This is a genomic window from Kitasatospora cheerisanensis KCTC 2395 (genome assembly GCF_000696185.1).
Lineage (GTDB): Bacteria > Actinomycetota > Actinomycetes > Streptomycetales > Streptomycetaceae > Kitasatospora > Kitasatospora cheerisanensis.
Genome location: NZ_KK853997.1, coordinates 1,391,838 through 1,414,145 on the forward strand (window position 1 = coordinate 1,391,838; position 22,308 = coordinate 1,414,145).

Genomic DNA, 22,308 nt, shown 5'->3' on the forward strand with positions numbered 1-22,308 from the left:
CCAGTCTCCGGTCCGCTGCCCCCGCGTCCCGTACGGCCGGGGGACGGTCCGCCCCTCCGACTCCCGGCGTACGCGGCGGGACCGCCGTAGGGCCGGACTCCCACCCGGGTTTCACCGCCGCAGGCCGGGTACACGCGCCGACAGCCGATCACCCGGCGAACCGGAGGAGGACCCGTGGACGACGTTCCTCAGGGCGGAGCCGGTGGCGCTCCGCTCGACGACCAGGACCAGAAGCACCCGCTCAACACACCCGCCGAAGACACCGAACCGGACTCCGGCGAGCAGGGCGACGCGACCACCGCCGAACCGAGCAGGAGTCGCCGCCTCGCCCCGGAGGAGATCAGAGACGAAGACGCCGAAGAGTCGACCGAGAGCTGACGCCGACACCCTCGAATCTCCTCGAAGCCCCACTCCATGAACAGGCGGCCCGCACCGACCGGGGCGGGCCACCGACGTCGTCCAGCAGGCCACCGAGGTGGTGACGCCCACTCAGACCGCATGGCAGGCCGGGCCATTGCGCAACAAGGAGGGGCCGTGCCGCGCCGCACGTCTGCTGTGCGAAGCTCCTCGGATGTGCTTCTCCAAGGCCTTCAGCGGGACGCTGGGCAAGCTCGCGCGACCTGCGAGGACGTGGGCGCGCAAGTCCGGCATGGGCAATGCGCGGGCAGCCGGGACCCGCGCAGGGCAGGTGAACCCGTGACCGGGGCCGTGGCGACCACGCTTGCCGTGGACGGCGGACGGACGGTTCTCAGCGGCGCGCTCGTCGTGGCGGTGCCGGTGGCGCTGCTCGCCGGCCTGGTCTCCTTCTTCTCGCCGTGCGTCCTGCCCCTCGTTCCGGGCTACCTCTCCTACGTCACCGGGCTCTCGGCCGGGGACCTGGCCGACGCGGAAGGCCGACGGCGCGGCCGCCTGCTGACCGGGGCGGCGCTCTTCGTCCTGGGCTTCACCGCCGTCTTCGTCTCGGAAGGCGCGCTCTTCGGCTACTTCGGGCAGACCCTGCAGAACCACCAGCGACTCATCGAGCAGATCTCCGGGGTCTTCACCATCCTCATGGGACTCTCCTTCGCCGGAGTCCTCCCGGGTTTCGCGCAGCGCGAGTTCCGCAGCCACCACCGCCCGGCCGTCGGCCTCCTGGGCGCTCCCGTCCTCGGACTGGTCTTCGGCATCGGGTGGACGCCCTGCATGGGGCCGACGCTCTCCTCCGTCCAGTCCCTGGACCCGGCGGGCGCCGACGCGGCAAGGTCGCCGTCGGCCCGCACGGCCTGAAGAACGGCCTCGTCGAACTCACCACCCGCACCACCGCACCGCAGTTCAGCGCTCCCGGCCGCGGGGCTTGAGGGGGAGGGCGGGGAGGGGTGGTGCGGGCAGGCGGGGGCCGGGGTAGCCGTGGACTTCGCCGAAGCGGGTGCCGGTGGTCCAGTCCTCGCGGGCCTGGGCGATCTCGTCGTGGGTGCGACCGATGAAGTTCCACCACATGACGAGGCGTTCGGTGAAGGGTTCGCCGCCGAGGAGGAGGACGGCGGCGTCGGTGCGGGCGCGGAGGGGGAGTTCGCGGCGGCCGCAGCCGAGGTAGAGCAGCGAGCCGGGTTCGACGGGGACGCCGTCGACCTCGGCGCTGCCGGACATGGCGAGGACGGCGTACTCGAAGCCCTCCTCGACGGGGAGGCGGTGGGCGGCGCCGGCCCGGAGGGTGAGGTCGGCTCCGGTGAGCGGGTGTAGGTGGTGCCGGGGGAGGTCGCGCCGTCGAGGGTTCCGAGGATGAGGTGGGCGGTGAGCCCGTCCGCGGTGACGACCGGCAGCTCGGGGTGGTGCTCGAAGGCGGGTCCGGTGTGCCGGTGGGAGTCGGGGAGGGCCACCCACAGCTGGGCGCCGTGCAGGTAGCGGGCGTGCTCGCGGGGCGACTCCTCGGAGTGCGAGATGGCCCGCCCGGAGGTCATCAGCCCCAACTCGCGGGGCCGGACGGTCTGCAGGCTGCCGAGGCTGTCGCGGTGCAGCACGCTTCCCTCGTGCAGCCAGCTGACGGTCTGCAGGCCCATGTGCGGGTGCGGCGGCACCTGCATGCCGGGTTCGTCGGCGATGTCGTCGGGCCCGTAGTGGTCGACGAAGCACCAGGCGCCGACCATCCGCCGCCCGAGGCCGGGCAGCAGCCGCCGCACCACGGTGGACTCCCCGAGCGGCACCTGACGGCCGGTCAGCAGGTCCTTGACGGGGCCGGCCGCGGCCTGCTGACCGCACACCGCCGGGGCGGGCTTGAGATCGAGGTTGCTCATGGCGGCCAGTATCGGCCCGCCGCCCCGCCCGCCCCGGTTGCGGCGTCCCGACACGTCGCCGGGTCACCGCTGGAGGACCGGCGGTCAGCGGCCCGCGAGCAGCGCCATCGCGTCCGGCATGACGCGCCGCCAGAACCCGGCGGTGTGCTCGCCGCGCGGGAAGGAAGTGCGGGTGGCGGGCGGGCCGGAGAGCTTGCGGGCGGCGGGGCAGAACGGGTCCTCGGTGCCGCACCAGACGCCGATCCGGTCGACCCGGCCGAGCTGGTCGAGGTGCTGGAGCGGCTCGTGCGCCTGCCAGTCCGCCTGGTCGCGGTAGGCGTCGACGGTGCGGGCGTCACCCCAGTTGCGGAACAGCGCGGGGCTGAGCAGGGCGACCGCGGACAGCCGCCCCTGGTGGGCGCGGGCGTACTGGAGCGCCCCCGAGCCGCCCATCGAGATGCCCAGCACGGCGCTGGGGGCGGCCAGTCGGCGCGCGGCGAGCCAGCCGGGCAGTTCGGCGGTGAGCATGGCCATCGGGTCGTCGGCCGGGGTGCGGGCGTGCCAGTAGCTGTCGCCGCCGTCGACCGCGACCACCCGGAACGGCGCGGCGCCGGCGCCGACCGCCTCGGCCAGGAACTGCGGGACGCCGAGGTCGACGAAGTTCGTCGCGTCGCCGCCGTGCCCGTGCAGGGCCAGGCAGACCGGCAGGTCCGAACGGTCCGCTCCGGGCGGGTCCATGACGACCAGTCGGACGTCGCGGCCGCGGGCCCGGGAGCGCTCGGTCTCGGTGCGCACCCGCCCGGGGCTCACCGCGGGCACCTTGCCGTCGGTGCCGGTCAGCCCGACGGCGCGACGCAGCCGGGCGCCGCCGGGCAGCACGTCCTCGATCATCGCGCCGCCGACCGCGCCCGCACCGAGCACGGAGACGGCCAGCGCACCCAGCAGCCGCCGCCGTCCGAGGCTCGGCACGTCCGTCGTCCGCGGGCCACCCTCCCCAGGGCCGGCCGCCCCGCCCGCTCCGTCCGTGCCCGGGCGAACCGTCGCAACGTCAACTACCCCCGTCGGCCGCACGTTTGACCGCACGCCTGACCGCCCCCTCGCCCGCACCTCTGCTCCGCTCCGCCCATGACCCGCCGTCACCTGCGAGTCGCCGCCATTCGTGACACCCACCTCGGCCGTGACGTGCCGTCACCGCTGAACGCCCGGAAGACTCGTCAGGCGCATCACAGGACGCCCGCCGGGTCGGTCCGGTTTCACCCCGGGCCGAACCGCACCGACCCACCGACCGCACCGACCGCGCCGGTGCCCCGGCACGGCTCCGCCGTCAGTGGCGGCAGCCCCACCCGGCCGCGGCCGTCGCCGTCTCGGCCTGGGCCCGCAGGGCGCGCACCGCCTCGGCGGGGTCGGCCGCGCCGTACACGGCCGAGCCAGCCACGAAGACGTCCGCTCCGGCCTCGGCGCAGGCCTCGATGGTGGCGGGGGCGACGCCGCCGTCCACCTGGAGCCAGAGGTCGAGGCCGTGCTTGTCGATCAGCTGCCGGGTGCGGCGGATCTTGGGCAGCATGATGTCGAGGAAGGACTGGCCGCCGAAGCCGGGCTCCACCGTCATGATCAGCAGCATGTCGAGTTCGGGGAGCAGGTCCTCGTAGGGCTCGATCGGGGTGGCGGGCTTGAGCGCCATGGAGGCGCGGGCGCCCTTGGCGCGGATCTCGCGGGCCAGCCGGACGGGCGCGGCGGCGGCCTCCACGTGGAAGGTGACGGAGCCGGCGCCGGCTTCGACGTACTGGGGGGCCCAGCGGTCGGGCTGTTCGATCATCAGGTGGCAGTCCAGCGGGGTGCTGGTGGCCCGGGCCAGGGACTCGACGATCGGCACGCCGAGCGTGAGGTTGGGGACGAAGTGGTTGTCCATCACGTCGACGTGCAGCCAGTCCGCGCCGCGCACCGCCTCGGCCTCCTCGGCGAGGCGGGCGAAGTCCGCCGACAGGATGCTGGGGTTGATCTGCGCCATGACCGACTGCCTTCGTGCGAGGGGGTGGAGGGCAGCGCGGGCCGCGTGCCTGGTCCCATCATCCCGTGCCGGGGCACCGGCTTCCCCGCGCCCCGCCCCCGGGTGATCGTCGTCACACCCCGGCCGGGGTTACCGGGGCCGTCGCCGTGGTCATCAGCACGTGGACGGCCTCCCGCGCCAACGGCCGTCCGCGTCCGTCCGGCAGTCCCGTGGGAGGTCCCGATGTCCGAACCCGTCCACCCCGCCCGCGCCCTGTGGCGGCTCTTCGAGCCGGTGTACGCCGTCGCCTTCCTCCAGCCGGAGAGCCGCGCGGCCTTCGAGGGGATCGGCCTGGACGGCAGCTGGCGCGGCTACTTCGCCGCCCGCTCGGCCCCGTTGGGCGCGGTGGACGCGCCGCAGGTGATCGCCGCGTTCTTCAGCTTCGCGCCGCGGATGGTGGAGTCGGCCCTGCCGGAGGTGTGGAAGCACGCGAGCCCCGAGCAGGCGCTGGCCGCCCGGGTGGAGAGTTCGGCGGCGGCGCTGGCCCGGCTGCTGGAGCCGGTGGACGTCGGGCAGGTGGCGGAGGCGGCGGCCGCGCTGGAGCAGGCGGTGGCCCGACTCGACTGCGCGGGGCGGGTGTTGGCCTCCGCGAACGTCGCTCTCCCGCGGCCGGCGGACCGGTTCGGACAGCTGTGGCAGGCGGCGAACGACCTCCGCGAGCACCGCGGGGACGGCCACGTCGCGGCACTGGTCGCGGCCGGGCTGGACGGCTGCGAGGCGCCGGTGCTGCACTGCGCGCTGGACGCCGACCGCAGGGTGCTCCAGCCGATGCGCGGGTGGACGGACCAGGAGTGGGACGCCGCGGCGGCACGGCTGGCCGAACGGGGCTGGCTGACCCCGGAGGGCGCCGTGACCGAGCTCGGCCGGAGCGGCCACCAGGCCGTCGAGGCCGCCACCGACCTGGCCGCGGGCCGGGTGTGGGAGGGGCTGTCGCAGCCCGAACTCGACCGGTTGACGGCCGTGTTGAGGCCGATCGCGGCGATCTGCCGGGCCCGGATGCCGATCAACCCGCTGGCGATGCCGCCCGTCGAACCGTGACCTGTCCCCACACCGTGGGAACCTCTTGACCCGTCGCCCCGGCGGAACTGTTCACACGCCCGCAATGTCCGCCCTTCCCGCCGCCGACCCGCTCTGGCAGGCTCACGGGGCAGTTGGACCCCACGCGCTCGGCCCGCGCAGTCGGACCACGCCGTTGGACCCGCAGCCCGACCCTCACCGAAAGGCGTCCGATGACCCAGGTCGTCCACCCCGCCCGTGCCCTGTGGTGGCTGTTCGAACCCGTCCACGCCCTCACCTACTTCTCCCCCGAGGCCCGCGCCGCGTACGAGTCGGCGGGCCTGCGCGGCTACTGGCGCGGCTACTTCGGCGGCCGGTCGGCGCCGCTCGGGGCGGTGGACGCCGCGCCGGTGGTCGCCGCGTTCTTCAACTTCGCGCCGCAGATGGTGGAACGGGCGCTGCCGGAGCTGTGGGACCGGGCCGCGCCCGAACTGGCCCTCCAGGCCCGGCTGGACGGCGCGACGGGCGCGCTCGGCCGGGTGCTGGTCGACGTCAAGCCGGACCTGATCGACCGTTCGGTGGAACTGCTGGAACGCGCCGTGGACGGACTGGACTGCGCCGGCCGGGTGCTGGCCGCGGCGAACGCCGTGCTCCCCCGGCCGGACGGGTCGCTGGCCCGGCTGTGGCAGGCCACCACGGTGCTGCGCGAGCACCGCGGCGACGGCCACGTCGCGGCGCTGGTCGCCGAGGGCCTGGACGGCTGCGAGGCGCTGGTGGTGCGCTGCGCGCTGGACACCCGCCGGGAGACCCTCCAGCCGCACCGCGGCTGGACCGACGCCGAATGGGACGAGGCGACGGCCCGCCTGACCGAACGTCACTGGCTGGCCCCGGACGGCTCGCTGACCCCCGAGGGCCGCCGCCGCCACCTCGCCCTGGAGGCCGCCACCGACCTGGCCGCGGCCCGGGTCTGGACGCACTTCCACCGCTCCGAGCTCGACGAGCTCGCCGCCGCGCTCCGCCCGATCTCCACCCTCTGTCGCGCCGACCTGCCACCCACCACGCCGATCGGCCTGCCGAACGCCTCCTGACGACCCGTCGGCCCGGCACCGGCACCGGGCCAGTACGGGCGGCGCATCAGTACGGCAACGCGTCAGCGCCACAGCGCATCAGCGCGTCAGTACGGCGGCGGGCCGAGCAGGATGCCCCGGCCGGCGTAGAACCGGTCGAGGTCGGCCCAGGGGACGCGGGCGGCACGCTGCGAGCCGTCGGGGAAGCCGGACGGGTTGTGGATGTACAGCGCGTCGTCGTCCGCCCCGACGGCCAGCACCAGGTGGCCGCCGGGGCGGGGCACGTCGGCGGCGAGCGTCCGGATGCCGGGGTGGACGGAGATCATCGGGAGCACGCCGCGGGCGAGTTCCTCCGGCAGCCGGTCGGCGGGCAGCGGGCTGACCGCCTGCGCGTCCAGGCCCCAGCGGGTGCGGGCGTAGTCGGCGAACGGCGAGTGGATCAGGCCGTCGAGCCGCCCGTCGGGGTGCCGGACGTACGCGCCGGCGAGCTCGCACTCCTCGGCGAGCCGCACCGCCGCCGGGGCGACGCCCCACCAGTGGTCGAGGACCATCCGCAGGCAGGCCATGCCGCACAGCCGCCACGACCAGTACTCGTACTCGGCCTCGTCGGCCGCGCCGGACCGCTCCCACAGCGGGTCGTCCGCGGCGCGCAGCGTGCCGTCCAGGATGTCGGGCACGAGTTCGGGCGACTCCCACTGGGAGTAGTAGGGCACCGCATGGCTGATCGGCTTCACCCGGTCATCCTGACGTACTTTCATCCCGATCCCGCGGACGTCCGCCCGCGACACCCCACGCCGACAGCCCCACGCCGGCACCCACGCCGACAGCCCTACGCCGACAGCCCCGCACCGTCGCGCCCGCACCCCCGCACCCCTGCGCCCGCGCCGTCCACCCCGCGCCCCCGGTTCCCCAGCCGGGCCGGGCCCCGCGCCGTCCCGGCTGTGCGATGATCGCCGTCTCCCCGGCGAACGGAGCGCCCCATGAACGGAACCGGACCAGTGGTCAACCTGTGGCGGGCCGGCCTCGCCACCGTGCCGGAGCACGTCTGGCAGCGCACCGACGCCGAGGTGCTCATCCTCGCCGACAACCGGCTGACCGAACTCCCGGACGCCATCGGCGACTTCCCCGCGCTGCGCACCCTGGACCTCGGCCACAACGCGCTCACCGCCGTGCCCGAGCGGATCGGCGACCTGACCGGACTCGGCGGCTTCCTCTACCTGCACGACAACCGGCTCACCGCGCTGCCCGCCTCGCTCGGCCGCCTGCACCGCCTGCGCTACCTGAACGTCGGCGACAACCCGCTCGCCGAACTGCCCGGCACCATCGGCGACCTGGCCTCGCTGGTGGAACTCCGGGCGCAGAACTGCGGGTTGAAGAGCCTGCCGGAGACCGTCGGCGCGCTGGCCCGGCTGCGCGAGCTGCGCCTGCAAGGCAACTCCCTGACCACGCTGCCGGATTCGCTCGGCGCGCTGCGCGAGCTGCGCTGCCTGGAGCTGCGCGACAACGCCCTGACGGCGCTGCCGGATTCGCTCGCCGCGCTGCCGCGGCTGCGCGAACTCGACCTGCGGGCCTGCCCGTTGACGTCGCTGCCGGAGTGGCTGGCCGACCTGCCCGCACTGGAGAAGCTGGACCTGCGCTGGGTGCCGTCCGCGCCGGATCCGGGGCTGGTGGAGCGGCTGGAGGGGCGCGGCTGCACGGTCTGGTTCTGACCGTCCCGCGGCGGCCGCGCCCCCGGGCTCACCAGGCGTAGTGCTCCGGCGCGGTGCGGTGGCCGGGGAAGATCTCGTCCAGCCGCTCCAGCGTCTTCGCGTCCAGCTCGACGTCCAGGGACCGTACGGCGGCGGCGAGTTGCTCCTCGGTGCGGGGGCCCACGATCGGCGCGGTGACGGCGGGGCGGCTGCGCAGCCAGGCGAGCGCGACGTCGCCGGGCTCGTGGCCGAGCTCCTCGCACAGGTCCTCGTACGCCTGGATCTGCTCGCGGCGCTCGTTCAGCGTGTCGACGGCCCGGCCCTGGGTGCGGCGCACGCCCTCGCGCTCCTTGCGCAGCACGCCGCCGAGCAGGCCGCCGTGCAGCGGCGACCAGGCGATCAGGCCGAGGCCGTAGTGCTGGGCGGCGGGCGCGACCTCGAGTTCGACGCTGCGTTCGATCAGGTTGTAGAGCGACTGCTCGCTGGTCAGGCCGAGGAAGTGGCGGGCCTTGGCGGCCTCCTGGGCCTGGGCGAGGTGCCAGCCGGCGAAGTTGGACGAGCCGACGTAGACGATCTTGCCCTGGAGGGTGAGCACCTCCATCGCCTGCCAGATCTCGTCCCAGGGGGTCGCCCGGTCGATGTGGTGCATCTGGTAGAGGTCGATGTGGTCGGTCTGCAGGCGGCGCAGGCTGGCGTCGACGGCGCGGCGGATGTTGAGCGCGGAGAGCCGGCCCTCGTTGGGCCAGTCGCCCATGTCGCCGTACAGCTTGGTGGCGATCACGGTCTTCTCGCGCCGGCCGCCGCCCTTGGCGAACCAGTTGCCGATGATGGTCTCGGTGAGGCCCTTGTTCTCGCCCCAGCCGTAGACGTTGGCGGTGTCGAAGAAGTTGATGCCGTGCCCGTGCGCGGCGTCCATGATCCGGTGCGCGTCCGCCTCTTCGGTGTGCACGCCGAAGTTCATGGTGCCCAGGCAGAGCCGGGACACGGACAGGCCGGTGCGGCCGAGGTGGGTGTACTCCATGGCGCCACCCTCTGCCGCACCGGCCCGGATGTCCAGTAGGCGACGCTGGCCGTCGGGTTGACGGCGGATCAGCGCCCGGAGCGGGCGAAGTTGCGGACGGCCAGCGGCACCGCGACGAGCAGCAGCAGGGCGCACCAGCCGAGCGCGGCGGCCACCGGGTGCTGTGCGGGCCAGGCCCCGCCGGGCGCGGACGGGTTGCCGAACAGCTGCCGGCCGGCCTCGACCACGGCGCTCACCGGGTTCCACTCGGCGACCGCGGCCAGCCAGCCCGGCATCCCGCCGGTCGGCACGAAGGCGCTGGTCAGCATCGACAACGGGATGGCCAGGACGGCGAGTTGACCGGCCGTCTCCTCCTTGCCGACGGCCAGGCCGAGCGCGGTGCCGAGCCAGCCGCAGGCGAACCGGAACAGCAGCAGCAGTCCGAACGCGCCGAGCGCGGGCCCAGCCCGTGCCGGATCCGCCAGCCCGCCGCGAGGCCGACCAGCGCGGTCGGCACCAGGACGACGGCCGCCACCAGCAGGTCCGCCAGCGCCTGCCCGGTGAGCAGCCCGAGCCGGGACACCGACATCGACCGCAGCCGGTCGGTGACGCCCCGTCCGGCGTCCCGGGCGCCGCCGACCATGGCGGGCATGACGGCGTTCAGTGCGACCATCGCGAACAGTCCGGGCATCAGGAACTCCCGGTAGTCGCCGCCGCCCGGTACGTTCATCGCGCTGCCGAACACGTACCCGAACACGCCGACCATGGCGACCGGCACCGCGAGCGAGGAGAGCAGCAGCCCGGGCGAGTGCCGGTAGACCAGCAGGATCCGGCGGGCGGACGCGGCGGCGTCCACGGGCATCGTCATCGTGCTCATGCGGCCAACTCCTTCTGCTCGGCGCCGGTCAGCGCCAGGAACACGTCGTCCAGCGAGGGCGTGCGCACCGCCACGTCCACGGCGACCACCCCGGCCGCGTCCAACTCCCGTACCAGCAGCGGCAGGACGAGCGACCGGGCCGGGTCGGAGACGGCGCTGACCCGGAGCTGCTCGGCGTCCACCACGGGCGCGCCGCCGGTGAGCACGGCCAGTACGGCGCGGGCCCGCTCCAGGTCGGCGTCCTCGGGCAGGGTGACCTCGACCAGGGCGCCGATCGCGGCCTTCAGCCGCTGCGGGGTGTCGTCGGCGACGGCCCGCCCGCGGTCCAGCACGGTGATCCGGTCGGCCAGCCGGTCGGCCTCGTCCAGGTACTGGGTGGTGAGCAGCACGGTGGAGCCCTGGGCGGCCAACTCCCGTACGGCCGACCAGATCTCGCGCCGGCTGCGGGGGTCGAGCCCGGTGGTCGGCTCGTCCAGGAACAGCACCCGGGGGCGGGTGATCAGGCTGGCCGCCAGGTCGAGGCGGCGGCGCATGCCGCCCGACCAGCCGCGCACCAGGCGGTCGGCGGCCTCCTCCAGCCGGTACTCCGCGAGCAGCTCCGCCGCCCGGGCCCGGGCCTTCGCCGCGCCCAAGTGGTGCATCCGGCCGAGCAGTTCGAGGTTCTCCCGGCCGGTGATCCCCTCTTCCACTGCCGCGTACTGCCCGGCCAGTCCGATCACCCGGCGCACCGCCGCCGCGTCCCGCGCGACGTCGTGCCCGCACACCCGCGCCTCCCCGCGGTCGGGCCGCACCAGCGTGGCGAGGATCCGCACCAGGGTGGTCTTGCCGGCCCCGTTGGGCCCCAGCAGACCGCACACCGCCCCTTCCGGGACGTCGAGTTCGAGTCCGTCGAGCGCGCGGGTGTCGCCGAACGTCTTGCCCAGGCCGCGGACGGCAATGACCGGGTCGCTCATGGCAGGCCCTTTCTGAGTACATCGTACGTAGTACCGCTGCACAGCAGAGTACTAGGTACGACGTACGGAGAAAAGGGGTGCGCGGCGGCCGGCCGCCGACCCGCGCGGGTCAGTCCTCGGTGTCGAACTCCGCCAGCAGGTCCACCACGTCCTGGAGCGCCTCGCCGAACTCCCCCGGGTCCTCCTCGGCCAGCGCGCGGTGGAGCAGGAGCGCCTCCTGCAGCGCCTCCCGGGCGTCGTCGTCCCGGCCGACCGCCTCCCGCCACAGCCCGAGCCGGACCAGGCACAGTGCCAGCGCGGGTCCGGCCGCGGGATCCCCGGCGAGCAGCGCGCGCCAGTGCCCCGCCGACTCCTCGGCGGTCTCGGCCGCCTCGGCGAAGCGGTCCAGCAGGTGCAGCACCACCGCCCGACTGTCCAGCACGCCCGCCAGCCACGCCGTCCGCTCGGCGCTGCCCGGTTCCTCCGCCAGGCGCTCCCGGCCGACCGCGACCGCCTCCTGAACGGCCGTCAGCGCCTCCTCCGGCAGCTCGACGGCGAGCAGCGCGTCGGCCAGTCCGCGCAGCGAGTCGGCGTACAGCGGCAGGTACCGGTCCGGGTCCTGTTCGGCCGCCCACCGGCGGTGCTCGACGACCACGCACCAGGACTGCCCCGCCGCCTCGAAGCGGCCCTGCCGGTACAGCGCCGCGGCGGCCACGTTCCACCCGCTCGCGAGCGCGGAACAGAGGTTCGCCGGATCCGGCGCCTCCGCCGACCGGATCCGGTCCGCCGCCCCGGCGTCCAGTTCCTCGGCCTCCGCGAGCCGGCCGAGCGCCACCAGCGCGCCCGCCAGCAGGCCGGCCGTCTCGGCCACCGTGGGCAGGAACAGCTCGGGCCGGTCCTCCGCCAGCGTCTCCAGCAGCTCGCCCCCGGCCGCCCAGTGCTCCGCGGCCTCCTCCCAGCGGCCGGACTCGGCCAGCGCGCGGGCCGGCACCAGCCGGACGAACGCCGCCAGCGCCCGATCGGCGAACGGGGCGTCCTCGGGCAGCGGCCCGAACAGCTCCGGAATCTCCCGACTCGCCGTCAGCGCCTCCTCCCACCGCCCCAGGACGCCCAGTTGGATCAGGTGGGCGCCGAGCACCCGGACGAACGTCGGCCGGTGGGTGAGCGAATCGTCCGCCGCCGCGGCCCGCAGCAGGCCGACCGCCTCCTCGCCGGCCGCGACCGCCTCCGCGACCTGCCCCAGCGCTGCCGCCGCCCCCGCCCAACTGCCCAGCGCCCCGCCCAGCTCCGCCGACCCGCCGCCGTCCGGGCCGGCCGCCGCCCGCAGCAGCCCGACGGCCTCCGCCGCCACGGGCAGCGCCTCCGCCGGACGCCCCGACGCCAGCAGCGCCGCGGACATGCTGGACAGCGCCAGGGCGAGTTCCGTCGGGCGCTCCGGCAGCTCCCGCAGCAGCCCGATGGCCTCCGCGCAGTCCGCCATCCCCTCCTCCCAGCGGCCCACCATCAGCAGCCCGCCCGCCCGCGCCGCCAAGGCGTCGGCCAGCTCCGGCCGGTTCCGCCCGTCGGCCGCCACCGCGCGCAGCCGCCGCACCAGTTCGGCGCCCTCCGCCAGCGCCTCCTCCCAGCGGCCGGACGAGGAGAGCATCGCCGCGTACCCGTTCACCGCCCGGACGTACAGCGCCGTGTGCAGGTCGGGCGCCGACCCGGCCAGCGCCGACGCCAGGTCGACCGCCTCCCGGAGGTCGGCCGTCGCCTCGTCCGGGCGGCCCGCCGCACGCGAGCCCTCGGCCCGCTCGCACAGCGCCTCCACCAGGTCCGGCCGGTGCTCCGGATCCTGTCGGGCCAGCTCCCGCAGGTGCCCGACCGCCTCGTCCCGCAACGCCGCGGACTCCTCCGGCCGGTCGATCCGGTCCAGCACCGCCGCCAGCACGACCAGGCTCCCGGCCAGCGCCGCCAGGTGCACGGGGGACAGCGCCGCCGACCGGCGGCGCAGCTCGACGGCCTCCCGCCCGGCGGCGGCGGCCTCCGCCGGCCGGTCGGCCTCCGCCAGGTCGATCGTCAGGCCGCCGAGGGCCGTGGCCAGGCCGTCCCGGTACACCCGCGGCCGGCGGGCGACGGCCGTCCGGAAGTGCGCCACCGCCTCCTCGCGGGCCGCCAACGCCCGTTCCGTGTCGCCGAGTTCGCCGAGGCCCCGGGCGAGCGTGTCCAGCGCGTGCGCCAGCTGCGGCGTGCACCCGACCGGTTGGGCGGCCAGCCCGCTCCGGCACAGTGCGACGGCCTCGCCCGCCAGCTCCACCGAGCGCTCCCACTGCCCGGCCGCGCCGAGGTTGGCCGCCTGGACGTTCAACGCCAGGAACAGCCCCTGCCGGTGGGCGCCCGGGTTGCGGGCGGCCAGCTCCCGGCAGCACGCCAGCGCCTCCTCCCCCGCCGTCAGCGCCTCGTCGGTCCGGCCGACCGCGGCGAGCGCCTTGGCGTGGAAGGTCAGCACCACGCCGAGCCCGGACCGCCGCCCGGAGGCCCGCCGCCCGTCGACCGCCTCGGCGATCACCCGCAGCGCCTCCTCGAACCGGCCGGTGTCGTTCAGCACGCCGTACAGCGCGAGCAGGGCGGTCGCCGAACGGTGCCGCCGGCCGGGCAGGGCCTCGCGGCCGGCCGACAGAATCTCCCGGCTCGCCCGCTCCGCCGCCTCCCACTCGCCCAGCGCGCAGAAGCTCGCCGCCCGCAGCGCGAGCGCCTCTTCGAGCATCTGCTGCCGGCGGCCGGCGCGGAACCCGGCGGCCGCCCGCTCGGCGGCCGGCAGCGCCTCGGCGTGCCGGTCCAGGGCGTTCAGCGCCCGGGCCTCGCTCATCAGCGCCGCCGCCAAGCCGATCGGCTGCTCCGCGGCGTCCTGCTCCGCGGCGTCCCGGTCCGCGGCGTCCCGGTCCGCAGCGTCCTGCTCCGCGGCCGGGTCGAACAGCTCGACCGCTTCCCGGGCCACCGCCCGGGCGTCCTCCCAACGGCCCTGGTCGCCCAGCGCCTTGGCGAGTGCGACCAGGGCCAGTGCCAGTGGCTGCCGGCGCCCTCCGCCGCCCAGTCCCGCCAGGCGGCGGTGGTGCCGCACCGACTCGGCCGCGGTCTCCAACGCCGAGTCCCACTCCTCCAGTTCGCCGAGCTGAATGGCCAGGTTGTTCAACTCCTGTGCCAGGTGCTTCAGTTGAGCGTCCGGGTCGTCGGCCGCGAGCGGCCGGAGCCGGTCGACGGCCTCCCGGGCCAGCTCCACGGCCTCCCCGTGGCGGCCCGCCTCGCCCAGGATCCGGGACAGGCCGGCCAGCGCCTGGGCGAGGCCGAGCTCCGCCGTCCTGCCCCGCTCCGCCAGCTCCCGCAGGCCCGCCACCGCCTCCCGGGCCGCCCCGGCCGCCTCCTCGGCCCGGCCCGCCTCGCCGAGGCACCCGGACAGCACGCCGAGCGCCAGCACCAGGACCAGCAGCTCGTCCGGGCCGGGCTCCGGCCGTGCCCGCAGCCGATCCACCGCCTCGCGGGCCGGCTCCACCGCCTCCCCGGCCTGCCCGACGGCGGCCAGGCCGGCCGCCTGGAGGACCAGCATCAGCGCGAGGTGCGGCAGGTAGCGCAGCGGGTCGGCGCCGGCCAGCAGCCGGAACCGGCCCACCGACTCCCGGGTGGCCTGCGACAGTTCGGCGTCCGGCGGCCGCACCGCCACCGCCCGCCCCGGCCCGGCCGCGTCCAGCAGGTAGCCGCCGTCCAGCCCGGTCAGGCCACGGCTCACCTCGACCGCCTCCCGCAGCACCGGCAGCGACTCCTCGTTGCGGCCCGCCACCAGCAGCACCTTCGACAGCGTGCCCAGGGCCAGCGCGAGCCTCGGCAACTGCTCCTCCGGGTCGTGCTCGGCGAGCCGCCGGTGCAGCTCCACCGCCTCCGCGGCCGTCGCCACCGCCTCCCCGGGCCGCCCGGCCTCGCCCAGCGCCTCCGCCAGCTCCCCCAGGGCCACCGCCAGCACCGGCAGCCCGGCGCCCGGATCGGCCGCGGCCTCCGCCCGGCACCCCTCGACGATCCGCTGCCCCAGCCGCACCGCCGTGTCCGCCAGCGCCACGCTCGCCGCCGGGAACAGCCCGTGCAGCGCCCGCAGGTCCGCCAGCGGCACCGACCGGTCCTCGATGACGGTGCGCAGCGCGGCGACCAGCGGCGCCGGCCGGGCGCTGCGGGTGACGGCGTCCACCACCGCCCGCGCCAGCAGGCCGTGGTGACGGACGCACAGCTCGGTGAGGTGCGCGTCCAGGCCGCCGGCCAGCAGCGGATCCGCCGCGGCCCGCGCGTACACGGTGACCAGCTGCCCGCGCTGCGCCCGGTCCGCGCCCGCCACCAGCCCGCCCGCCAGCGCGGGGTCCGCCTGCAGGACGCGGGCCACCTGACGCTCCGCCAGCCGGTCCGGCTGCAGGCTGCCGAACGGCTGCGGCGCGACGGCCGGGTACAGACCGGCGAGCCAGCGGGTGACCCGGTCGCGGACGTCGGCCGGCTGGTCCGCGAGCACGGGGACCCGCAGCCACAGCTCGCGCGCCTGCTCCAGCCCGGCGGCGCCGGTCAGGTGGGCGGCCGCGAGCGCCGCCTCCAGGGTGTCCGGCGACAGCACGGCGGTGAGCCCGCGCGCCTGCGCGGCGCGCAGCCAGTAGCGGCGCTCGTGGTCGAGCAGCCGGTCCTCGACCTGCTGCGTGCCGCCCTGGCGGGCGCCCGGCCGGGCCGCGTCCAGCAGGTCGGCGAGGGCGGTCATGTGCAGGGTCAGCGGATTGCCGTACCGCAGGTCGCCGAGCCCGCCGGGGCCGGGGAGCGCGGCGGCGAGCGCCGCCCAGTCCGGGCCCTCGCACTCCGGCAGCGCGGGCAGCGCCGCCGCGAACCGGGCCGCCACCGCCCGGTACGGCTCCGACCGGTCGGGGGGCAGGTCGTCCTCCAGGCCGCCCAGCGGCCACTCCGGCGCGCCGTCCAGCTGCTCGCCGATCCGGCTGCGCAGGTCGCGCTCCCACCAGTCGCCGCAGGCCCGGGCCAGCAGCAGCACCTTGAACGGGCGGCTCCCCGAGTGGTCCGCCGCCGCCCGGACCAGCCCGACCAGCTGCTCGGTGCGGCTCTCCGCGTAGTCGAGCACCACCAGCAGCGGCCGGGTCACCTCCCGCAGGCCGTACAGCTCCTCGCCCTCCGCCGACGGCTGCGGCCACAGCACCGCCCAGCCCCGCGCGGACAGTTCACCCGCGAACTCCTGCGCCAGCCGGGTCTTGCCCTGGCCGGCCGGCCCGTGCACCAGGCCGGCGTCGAACCCGGCCGGGGCGGACCAGGCCCGCAACTCCTCCAGCAGCGCGTCCCGGCCGTGGAACGGGACGATCCGCCGGGCCGCGTGCAGTAGCGCGACGGGCGACCGCGCGGGCGTGCCGTGCCGCTCCGGGTGGGCCGCCGGGTCCGCCAGTTCGTGCAGCTCCACGGCCTCCAGCTCCGCCGCCGGCAGCCCGCCCGCCACCAGCGCGGCCCGGAACGCCGGCTCGTGGTGCAGCGCGTACGCCGGCGACAGCACCAACTGCCCGTTGCCGGTGTGCGCCCGCTCCGCCGCCACCACGCCCGTCAGCAGCGGCCCGCAGAACACCGCCCCGCCCGACATGCCGCCCCACGGCGCCTCCGGCCGGGCCCAGTTGGGCGCCGCCTCCCGCACCGTCATCACGTACCGGTCGGCGACGTACCCGCTGCCCGGGTTCAGCCACCCCGACGGCTGCTCCACCTGCGCCGCCCAGCCGTCGCGCTGCGCGTGCTCGGGCAGGCCCCACGCCTGGCAGTCCACGCCCGTCCGGTCGGTGACCAGCCGCCCCCAGCGCACCGGCCGCGGCTCGACCCACCCCGGGTCCTCGTCCACCCGCAGCAGCGCCGCGTCGTCCCGGCCGCGCGCGCGGCCGCACCACACCACGACCGCGCCGAACCGCCCCGGCGCACCCGGCCGGAACACCCGCACCCGCACCCCGACGGCCGCCGCGCCCCCGCCCACCGCGTGCGCGGACGTCAGCACCAGCCGCCCGCCGATCGCACAGCCGGACGCCGGACCGGCCGGCGCGTCCACCCCCACCACCCGACGCCGGTCCACCCCGGCCCTCCCCTCGCCCAGGCGTACCGCCGGCCCCGGCCGGAACCGGCGGCTGATCCCCCCCGACCCGACGGGCCGTCAGTCCGGAATGCGGTCCGAGGTGTCGCCCGGGCCCGCCGGACGCGACGGACTGCCGCTCACCAGCAGGTCACCGCCGCCCGCCGCGCGCGGCGTCAGCGTGAACGAGACCCGGTGGGTGCGGCCGCGCGAGACCGCGCCCTCGGTCTCCGCGCCCACCGCGAAGATCTTGAACCCGGCCTTCGCCTTCGCGTCGGCCCGGAGTTCGACCTCGAACTCCATCTCCACCGGCCCCACCGCGAACACCAGATCCGGGTGCGCGCCCCCGACCCGCGCCGCCTCCAGCAGCTCGTCCCGCACCGCCGCCACCGCATCCACCAGCGGAATGTCCATCCCCAACCCCTTGTTCTCGACGTTCTGCCGTCCCCGCAGGCACCACGGTAGGCCACCGGAGCGGCCCGCGGACCGGCTCTCCCGTCAACTGCGTAGACTGACCGCCGAGGTGATCGAGCAATGTCGTCCGGCGAGGAATCCGAGCTGATCTGGCTGCGCCCGGAGCACTCCGGCCGCGGGCCGCGCCCGGCCCACAACCGGGTGTCGATCGCCCGGGCAGCGGTCGAGATCGCCGACCGCGACGGCCTGGACGCGGTGACCATGCGGAAGGTCGCGGCCGAACTCGGCGCCGGCACCATGTCCTTGTACAACTACGTGCCGAAGAAGGAACACCTCTTCGACCTGATGCTCGACCTGCTGGCCGGCGAGTACGACCTGCCCGAGCAGCCGTCCGGCGACTGGCGCGCCGATCTCACCCTGCTCGCCCGCCAGTTGCGCGCGATCCTCACCCGCCACGCCTGGGCCACCACCCTGATCGTCCAGCGCCCCGGCCTCGGCCCGAACGGCCTGCGCGTCACCGAGTTCCACCTCTCCGCCCTCGCCGACACCTCCCTCGACGGCACCGCGAAAATGGAAGCCTTCGCCCAACTCACCGGCTTCGTCTGCCAGTTCACCGACTGGCAGCAGCGCTCCACCGCCGCCGGCCACCGCTGGCTCAGCGACCTGATCCGCTACCTCCAGTCCGTCACCGCCACCGGCCGGTACCCCCACCTCGCCGCCGCCCTCGCCCAGAACACCACCCCGACCGCCCCCGACACCATCTTCGAACGCGACCTCCAACGCCTCCTCACCGTCCTCGTCGACGCGTAAGGCGCAAGGGGGCAGGCAGGAGCACAACCAGGGGCGCGTGGGGGCACCTCCCGGCCCGCTAGGGCTGGGGGAGAACTGCGCGAGAGGGAACGCACCCGCCGGGAAGATCGCGACGCAGGACAATGACCTGCACGTGATCGCGACCGTGCGGATGGGATGCGCTCCCCTCGCCCCCTACGCCGTACGCCGCAGCAGCGCCAAGTACATCGCGTCCGTCCCGTGCAGGTGCGGCCACAGCTGGATGTCCGGCCCGTCCCCCAGCTCCGGGACGCCGGGCAGCAGCGGCCGGGCGTCGACCCACTCGACGTCCTCGCGGCCGCGCAGCACGTCGTCGACCACGGCGCGCGTCTCGGCCAGGTGCGGCGAGCACGTCGCGTAGCCGACCACGCCGCCGACCCGCGCCGCGTCCAGCGCGTTGCGCAGCAAGTCCCGCTGCAGGGGCCCGAATCCGGCGATGTCCTCGGGCCGGCGGCGCCACCGCGCCTCGGGGCGGCGTCGCAGCGCGCCCAGGCCGGAGCACGGCACGTCGACCAGGACGCGGTCGAACGCGCCCTGCTGCCAGGCCCCTCGGGTGCCGTCGGCGGTGATGACCGCGTACGGCCCGGGGTTCCCGTTCAGCGCGCGGGCCACCAGCCGGGCCCGGTGCGGCTGCTTCTCCGAGGCGACCAGGGCCGCCCCGCGCTCGGCGGCCAGCGCGCCGAGCAGCGCGGCCTTGCCGCCGGGGCCGGCGCAGCCGTCCAGCCAGAGCCGGTCGGGGCCGTCCACGGGGGCGTTGGCGAGGGCGAGGGCGACCAGTTGGCTGCCCTCGTCCTGGACGCCGGCCCGGTTCTCGCGGACCGCGTCCAGCCCGGCGGGGTCGCCGCCCTCGGCGAGCCGCAGCGCGTACGGGGACCAGCGGCCGTCCTCGGCCTCCGGCAGGGCCTCGCGCAGTTCGGCGACGCTGGAGCGGCCGGGGCGGGCGACGAGCGTGACCTCGGGGCGGGCGTTGTCGGCGTCCAGCAGCCGTTCCATCGCGGAGCGGCCGGCGTCCTCGGGCTGCCAGCGGCCGAGCGCGTCCCACAGCGAGGAGACCACCCAGCGCGGGTGCGAGTGGACGACGGCGAGGTGGTCCTCGGCGTCGTCCTCGTACGGCGGGGCGACCTGCGCGGCCCAGCCGGCCAGGTCCTGCGCGCTGATCTTGCGCAGGACGGCGTTGACGAACTTGGCGCGGCCGTCGCCGAGCACCACGCGGGCGAGTTCGACGGTCGCGGAGACCGCGGCGTGGCTGGGGATGCGGGTGCCGAGCAGCTGGTGCGCGCCGAGCGAGAGGACGTCGAGCACCGGCGGGTCGACCTCGCGCAGCGGGCGGTCCACGCAGGCGGCGATGATCGCGTCGTAGGTGCCCTGGCCGCGCAGCGTGCCGTAGACGAGTTCGGTGGCGAGGGCGGCGTCGCGGCGGTCCATGCCCTTGCGCTCGGCCTCGCGCAGCAGCGACGGCAGGATCAGGTTGGCGTACGCGTCGCGCTCGTCGACGGCGCGCAGCGCGCGGAACGCGACGATCCGGGCCGGGTCCTTCTTGGGGCGGCGGTGCGGACGGGGGCGCGCTTGGCGCCGGGGGCGGGGGTGCTCAACGGGTGCCTCGAAACAAAGTGCTGCGGATCAGGTCCGACCCGGCAGCGCGGCCGGGTCTCACCCTGAAGTCTAGGGTGAGACCCTCCCGAACCCGGCATCCGCCGCCCGGTGGGGGGGCGCTCAGCCCTCGAAGCGCTCGCCGGACTCGATCCGCGCGCCGCGCGCCCAGTCGGCGGCCGGCATCGCCTTCTTGCCCTGCGGGCGGACCTCGCCGAGCTCCACCTCGTGGCTGCCGGTGCCGACCCGGACGCTGTTCTTGCTGACGGCCAACTCGCCTGCGGCCAGGCCGACTTCGCCCGGCAGCAGGCGCACCGGGCCGGTCACCTTGAGCCGCTCGCCGCGGAACGTGGTCCACGCGCCGGGCGCGGGCGCGCAGCCGCGCACCACCCGGTCGACCCGCAGCGCGGGGTGGGTCCACTCGATCCGGGCGTCCTCGACGGTGATCTTCGGCGCCGGCGACACCCCGTCCACGGGCTGCGGCTCGGGCCGGGCGGTGCCGTCCTCGATGGCGTCCATGGTGCGCACCAGCAGTTCGGCGCCCGCGTGGGCGAGCCGGCCGAGCAGGTCGCCGCTGGTGTCGGTGGGCTTCACCGTCTCGGTGAGGACGCCGAACACCGGGCCGTCGTCCAGGCCCTCCTGGATGCGGAAGGTGGACGCGCCGGTGACCTCGTCGCCCGCCATGATCGAGTGCTGGACGGGGGCCGCGCCGCGCCACGCGGGCAGCAGCGAGAAGTGCAGGTTGACCCAGCCGTGCACCGGGATCTCCAGCGCGCCGGGCCGGATCAGCGCGCCGTACGCGACCACCGGGCAGCAGTCGGGGGCGATCTCGGCCAGCCGGGCCATGAACTCGGGCTCGCTCGGCCGGGCCGGCTTGAGCACCTCGATGCCCGCCTCCTCGGCGCGCTGCGCGACGGGGCTGGCCACCAGCTTGCGCCCGCGCCCGGACGGCGCGTCGGGGCGGGTCACCACGGCGACCACCTCGTGCCGGGAGGCCAGCAGGGCGTCCAGGGCGGGAACAGCAACCTCGGGGGTGCCGGCGAAGACGAGACGCACGGGCATGGGCCTTTCTTGAAGTCCAACCGACCAGCGGGAAACCGCACTGGTCAGAACATCGGATTGCCGGAAAATGATCGTCCTTCGACCGGGTCTTCGCTTCGTCGACCCTCCGACAATCCCGCCGGAACACCCGGCAGGAACGAACGCTCCGTCAGCGCCGGACCGTCAGCGAATGACACCGAACGTGGAATGCGGCGAGATCTTCACCGTCGGCGCCGGAGCCCCGCCCCAGTCCGCCTCCCGGATCGCCTTCATCGCCGCCTTCCGGGTCTCCCGGTCCAGCCGGTCGATGAAGATGATCCCGTCCAGGTGGTCCGTCTCGTGCTGGATGCACCGGGCCAGCAGTTCGGTGCCCTCCACCGTCACCGCGTCCCCGTACATGTTGAAGCCCTTCGCCACCACGCCGAACGCCCGCTTGGTGTCGAACCGCAGCCCGGGCAGCGACAGGCAGCCCTCCGGGCCGTCCTGCTCCTCCTCGGTCAACGACAGGTCGGGGTTGATCAGATGCCCCACCACCCCGTCCACGTTGTACGTGAACACCCGCAGCGAGACGCCGAGTTGCGGCGCCGCGAGCCCCGCGCCCGGAGCCTCCAGCATGGTGTCGGTGAGGTCCTTCACCAGCCTCCGCAGTTCCTTGTCGAATGTCTCCACCGGCTTCGCGGTCGACCGCAGCACCGGGTCACCGAAGATCCGGATCGGCTGAACTGCCAAGACTGCGACTCCCTCTGCCACCCGAACGGGACGGAAACAACGACCTACCGGGAAGTCTATGCAATACCCGCCACCTGTTCGGAGCAGTCACCGGCATATCCCGACTCGCACTCCGGGCGTGACCCAACGACCCGACGTGCGTTGGTCAATGCGAATTGACCGGGACGCGCGAGCGCCCCGAGCACGCGACCCGACCGAGAGGTGGCAACGAGGCCATGGCCGAGCAGATCAATCACGACGCCCGGGCCCGGGCGTCCCTGCACCTGCTGGTGCGGGACATCGAGCGGGTCCGGCGCCAGGTCGACGCCCTGCGCACGCTCACCGCACAACTGGGCAACGTCTACCGTCCCCGCCGCCCCAGCACCTCCGCCGGCTTCGTGGTCTACGGCCGGGCCCCCGCCCCCACCGTCCGCCTCGCCCAGGAGCTGCGCGAGAGCGTCGAGACCCTGGTCGCCGCCGCCGTCGAGTTCGACCGCGCGCTCGGCTTCTCCTGGGACTCCGTCGGCTCGGCCCTCGGCGTCACCAAGCAGGCCGTCCACCGCCGGTACGGCGTCCGGCGCCCCTCCACCGAGCTCCTCCCCGCCCCCGCGAAACCGAGACCGCCCCCACGGCCCCGGCCCCCGCCCCCGATCCCCCAGGCCCGCCAGGCCAGCCCCCTGATGCCCCAACGAGCCCGCTAGCGAGCAGGCGGGCGCGGGTGCGAAACCAGGGGCGCGTGGGGGCACTTCCCAGACCCTGGTCTCG

The 22,308-nt window shown here is 75.7% G+C and carries 17 protein-coding genes and 3 pseudogenes; 7 read left to right on the top strand and 13 right to left on the bottom strand.

Going from position 1 to position 22,308, the window contains the following annotated elements:
* Positions 1 to 174: 174 nt before the first annotated feature.
* Together KCH_RS06190 and KCH_RS06195 are read left to right on the top strand one after the other, a co-directional pair.
* Positions 175 to 378, top strand: coding sequence for a hypothetical protein (locus tag KCH_RS06190; RefSeq protein ID WP_035859846.1), 204 nt, complete (start codon positions 175 to 177; stop codon positions 376 to 378).
* Positions 379 to 708: 330 nt separating this feature from the next.
* Positions 709 to 1,242, top strand: a pseudogene (locus KCH_RS06195) (cytochrome c biogenesis CcdA family protein); the annotation flags it as partial.
* A 69-nt stretch (positions 1,243 to 1,311) separates the two neighbouring features.
* Here KCH_RS06195 and KCH_RS06200 read toward each other — a convergent pair.
* The 3 genes and pseudogenes from KCH_RS06200 to rpe all read right to left on the bottom strand — a co-directional run bounded on the left by KCH_RS06200 (position 1,312) and on the right by rpe (position 4,257).
* Positions 1,312 to 2,270, bottom strand: a pseudogene (locus KCH_RS06200) (pirin family protein).
* Between the two features lie 84 nt (positions 2,271 to 2,354).
* Entirely contained in the window at positions 2,355 to 3,218 is an 864-nt protein-coding gene (locus tag KCH_RS06205) for an alpha/beta hydrolase (RefSeq protein ID WP_035859849.1), read from the bottom strand.
* 355 nt (positions 3,219 to 3,573) lie between these two features.
* The gene (gene rpe, locus KCH_RS06210) at positions 3,574 to 4,257 is read right to left on the bottom strand and encodes a ribulose-phosphate 3-epimerase (protein WP_035859851.1); all 684 of its coding nucleotides are present in this window, start codon (positions 4,255 to 4,257) and stop codon (positions 3,574 to 3,576) included.
* A 222-nt stretch (positions 4,258 to 4,479) separates the two neighbouring features.
* Here rpe and KCH_RS06215 point away from each other — a divergent pair, with 222 nt between their 5' ends.
* The gene (locus KCH_RS06215; protein ID WP_035859853.1) at positions 4,480 to 5,334 is read left to right on the top strand and encodes an SCO6745 family protein; all 855 of its coding nucleotides are present in this window, start codon (positions 4,480 to 4,482) and stop codon (positions 5,332 to 5,334) included.
* Positions 5,335 to 5,525: 191 nt separating this feature from the next.
* The gene (locus tag KCH_RS06220) at positions 5,526 to 6,380 is read left to right on the top strand and encodes an SCO6745 family protein (RefSeq protein ID WP_035859855.1); all 855 of its coding nucleotides are present in this window, start codon (positions 5,526 to 5,528) and stop codon (positions 6,378 to 6,380) included.
* Between the two features lie 86 nt (positions 6,381 to 6,466).
* Here KCH_RS06220 and KCH_RS06225 read toward each other — a convergent pair whose 3' ends face one another.
* On the bottom strand, positions 6,467 to 7,117 hold the full coding sequence (locus tag KCH_RS06225) for a C39 family peptidase (RefSeq protein ID WP_035859857.1): 651 nt from the start codon (positions 7,115 to 7,117) through the stop codon (positions 6,467 to 6,469).
* A gap of 222 nt (positions 7,118 to 7,339) precedes the next feature.
* On the opposite strand from KCH_RS06225, the gene KCH_RS06230 reads away from it, so the two are divergent.
* Complete coding sequence (locus KCH_RS06230) at positions 7,340 to 8,068, top strand: leucine-rich repeat domain-containing protein (protein ID WP_035859859.1); 729 nt, start codon at positions 7,340 to 7,342, stop codon at positions 8,066 to 8,068.
* Between the two features lie 28 nt (positions 8,069 to 8,096).
* On the opposite strand, the gene KCH_RS06235 is transcribed toward KCH_RS06230, so the two are convergent.
* From KCH_RS06235 to KCH_RS06255, 6 genes are all read right to left on the bottom strand, one after another.
* Positions 8,097 to 9,068 (bottom strand): aldo/keto reductase, encoded by a 972-nt coding sequence (locus KCH_RS06235; protein ID WP_035859861.1) that lies wholly within the window; start codon positions 9,066 to 9,068, stop codon positions 8,097 to 8,099.
* 68 nt (positions 9,069 to 9,136) lie between these two features.
* Complete coding sequence (locus KCH_RS46525; RefSeq protein ID WP_341865475.1) at positions 9,137 to 9,487, bottom strand: ABC transporter permease; 351 nt, start codon at positions 9,485 to 9,487, stop codon at positions 9,137 to 9,139.
* Positions 9,370 to 9,924 (bottom strand): ABC transporter permease, encoded by a 555-nt coding sequence (locus KCH_RS46530; protein WP_341865352.1) that lies wholly within the window; start codon positions 9,922 to 9,924, stop codon positions 9,370 to 9,372. Before KCH_RS46530 ends, KCH_RS46525 begins: the two co-directional genes overlap by 118 nt.
* On the bottom strand, positions 9,921 to 10,877 hold the full coding sequence (locus KCH_RS06245) for a daunorubicin resistance protein DrrA family ABC transporter ATP-binding protein (protein WP_035859866.1): 957 nt from the start codon (positions 10,875 to 10,877) through the stop codon (positions 9,921 to 9,923). The genes KCH_RS46530 and KCH_RS06245 overlap by 4 nt, the downstream gene beginning before the upstream one ends.
* Before the next feature lie 109 nt (positions 10,878 to 10,986).
* Positions 10,987 to 16,965: a P-loop NTPase family protein gene (locus KCH_RS45875; RefSeq protein WP_157031918.1), complete on the bottom strand. Its 5,979-nt coding sequence runs from the start codon at positions 16,963 to 16,965 to the stop codon at positions 10,987 to 10,989.
* A gap of 78 nt (positions 16,966 to 17,043) precedes the next feature.
* Positions 17,044 to 17,376 carry a trypco2 family protein gene (locus tag KCH_RS06255; protein WP_035859872.1) on the bottom strand — a complete coding sequence of 111 codons (333 nt, stop codon included), beginning with the start codon at positions 17,374 to 17,376 and terminating at the stop codon, positions 17,044 to 17,046.
* A gap of 120 nt (positions 17,377 to 17,496) precedes the next feature.
* Between KCH_RS06255 and KCH_RS06260 the strand changes: the two genes are divergently transcribed.
* On the top strand, positions 17,497 to 18,186 hold the full coding sequence (locus tag KCH_RS06260) for a TetR/AcrR family transcriptional regulator (protein ID WP_035859886.1): 690 nt from the start codon (positions 17,497 to 17,499) through the stop codon (positions 18,184 to 18,186).
* 174 nt (positions 18,187 to 18,360) lie between these two features.
* On the opposite strand, the pseudogene KCH_RS06265 reads toward KCH_RS06260, so the two are convergent.
* From KCH_RS06265 to def, 3 genes and pseudogenes are all read right to left on the bottom strand, one after another.
* A pseudogene (locus KCH_RS06265) lies at positions 18,361 to 19,776 on the bottom strand (RsmB/NOP family class I SAM-dependent RNA methyltransferase); the annotation flags it as partial.
* 141 nt (positions 19,777 to 19,917) lie between these two features.
* Complete coding sequence (fmt, locus tag KCH_RS06270) at positions 19,918 to 20,850, bottom strand: methionyl-tRNA formyltransferase (RefSeq protein ID WP_035870922.1); 933 nt, start codon at positions 20,848 to 20,850, stop codon at positions 19,918 to 19,920.
* A 168-nt stretch (positions 20,851 to 21,018) separates the two neighbouring features.
* Positions 21,019 to 21,564: a peptide deformylase gene (gene def / locus KCH_RS06275; protein ID WP_035859891.1), complete on the bottom strand. Its 546-nt coding sequence runs from the start codon at positions 21,562 to 21,564 to the stop codon at positions 21,019 to 21,021.
* A gap of 215 nt (positions 21,565 to 21,779) precedes the next feature.
* Here def and KCH_RS06280 point away from each other — a divergent pair, with 215 nt between their 5' ends.
* A complete protein-coding gene (locus KCH_RS06280) occupies positions 21,780 to 22,244 on the top strand; it encodes a hypothetical protein (RefSeq protein WP_035859894.1) in 465 nt (154 codons plus the stop codon).
* The last annotated feature ends 64 nt before the right edge of the window (positions 22,245 to 22,308 follow it).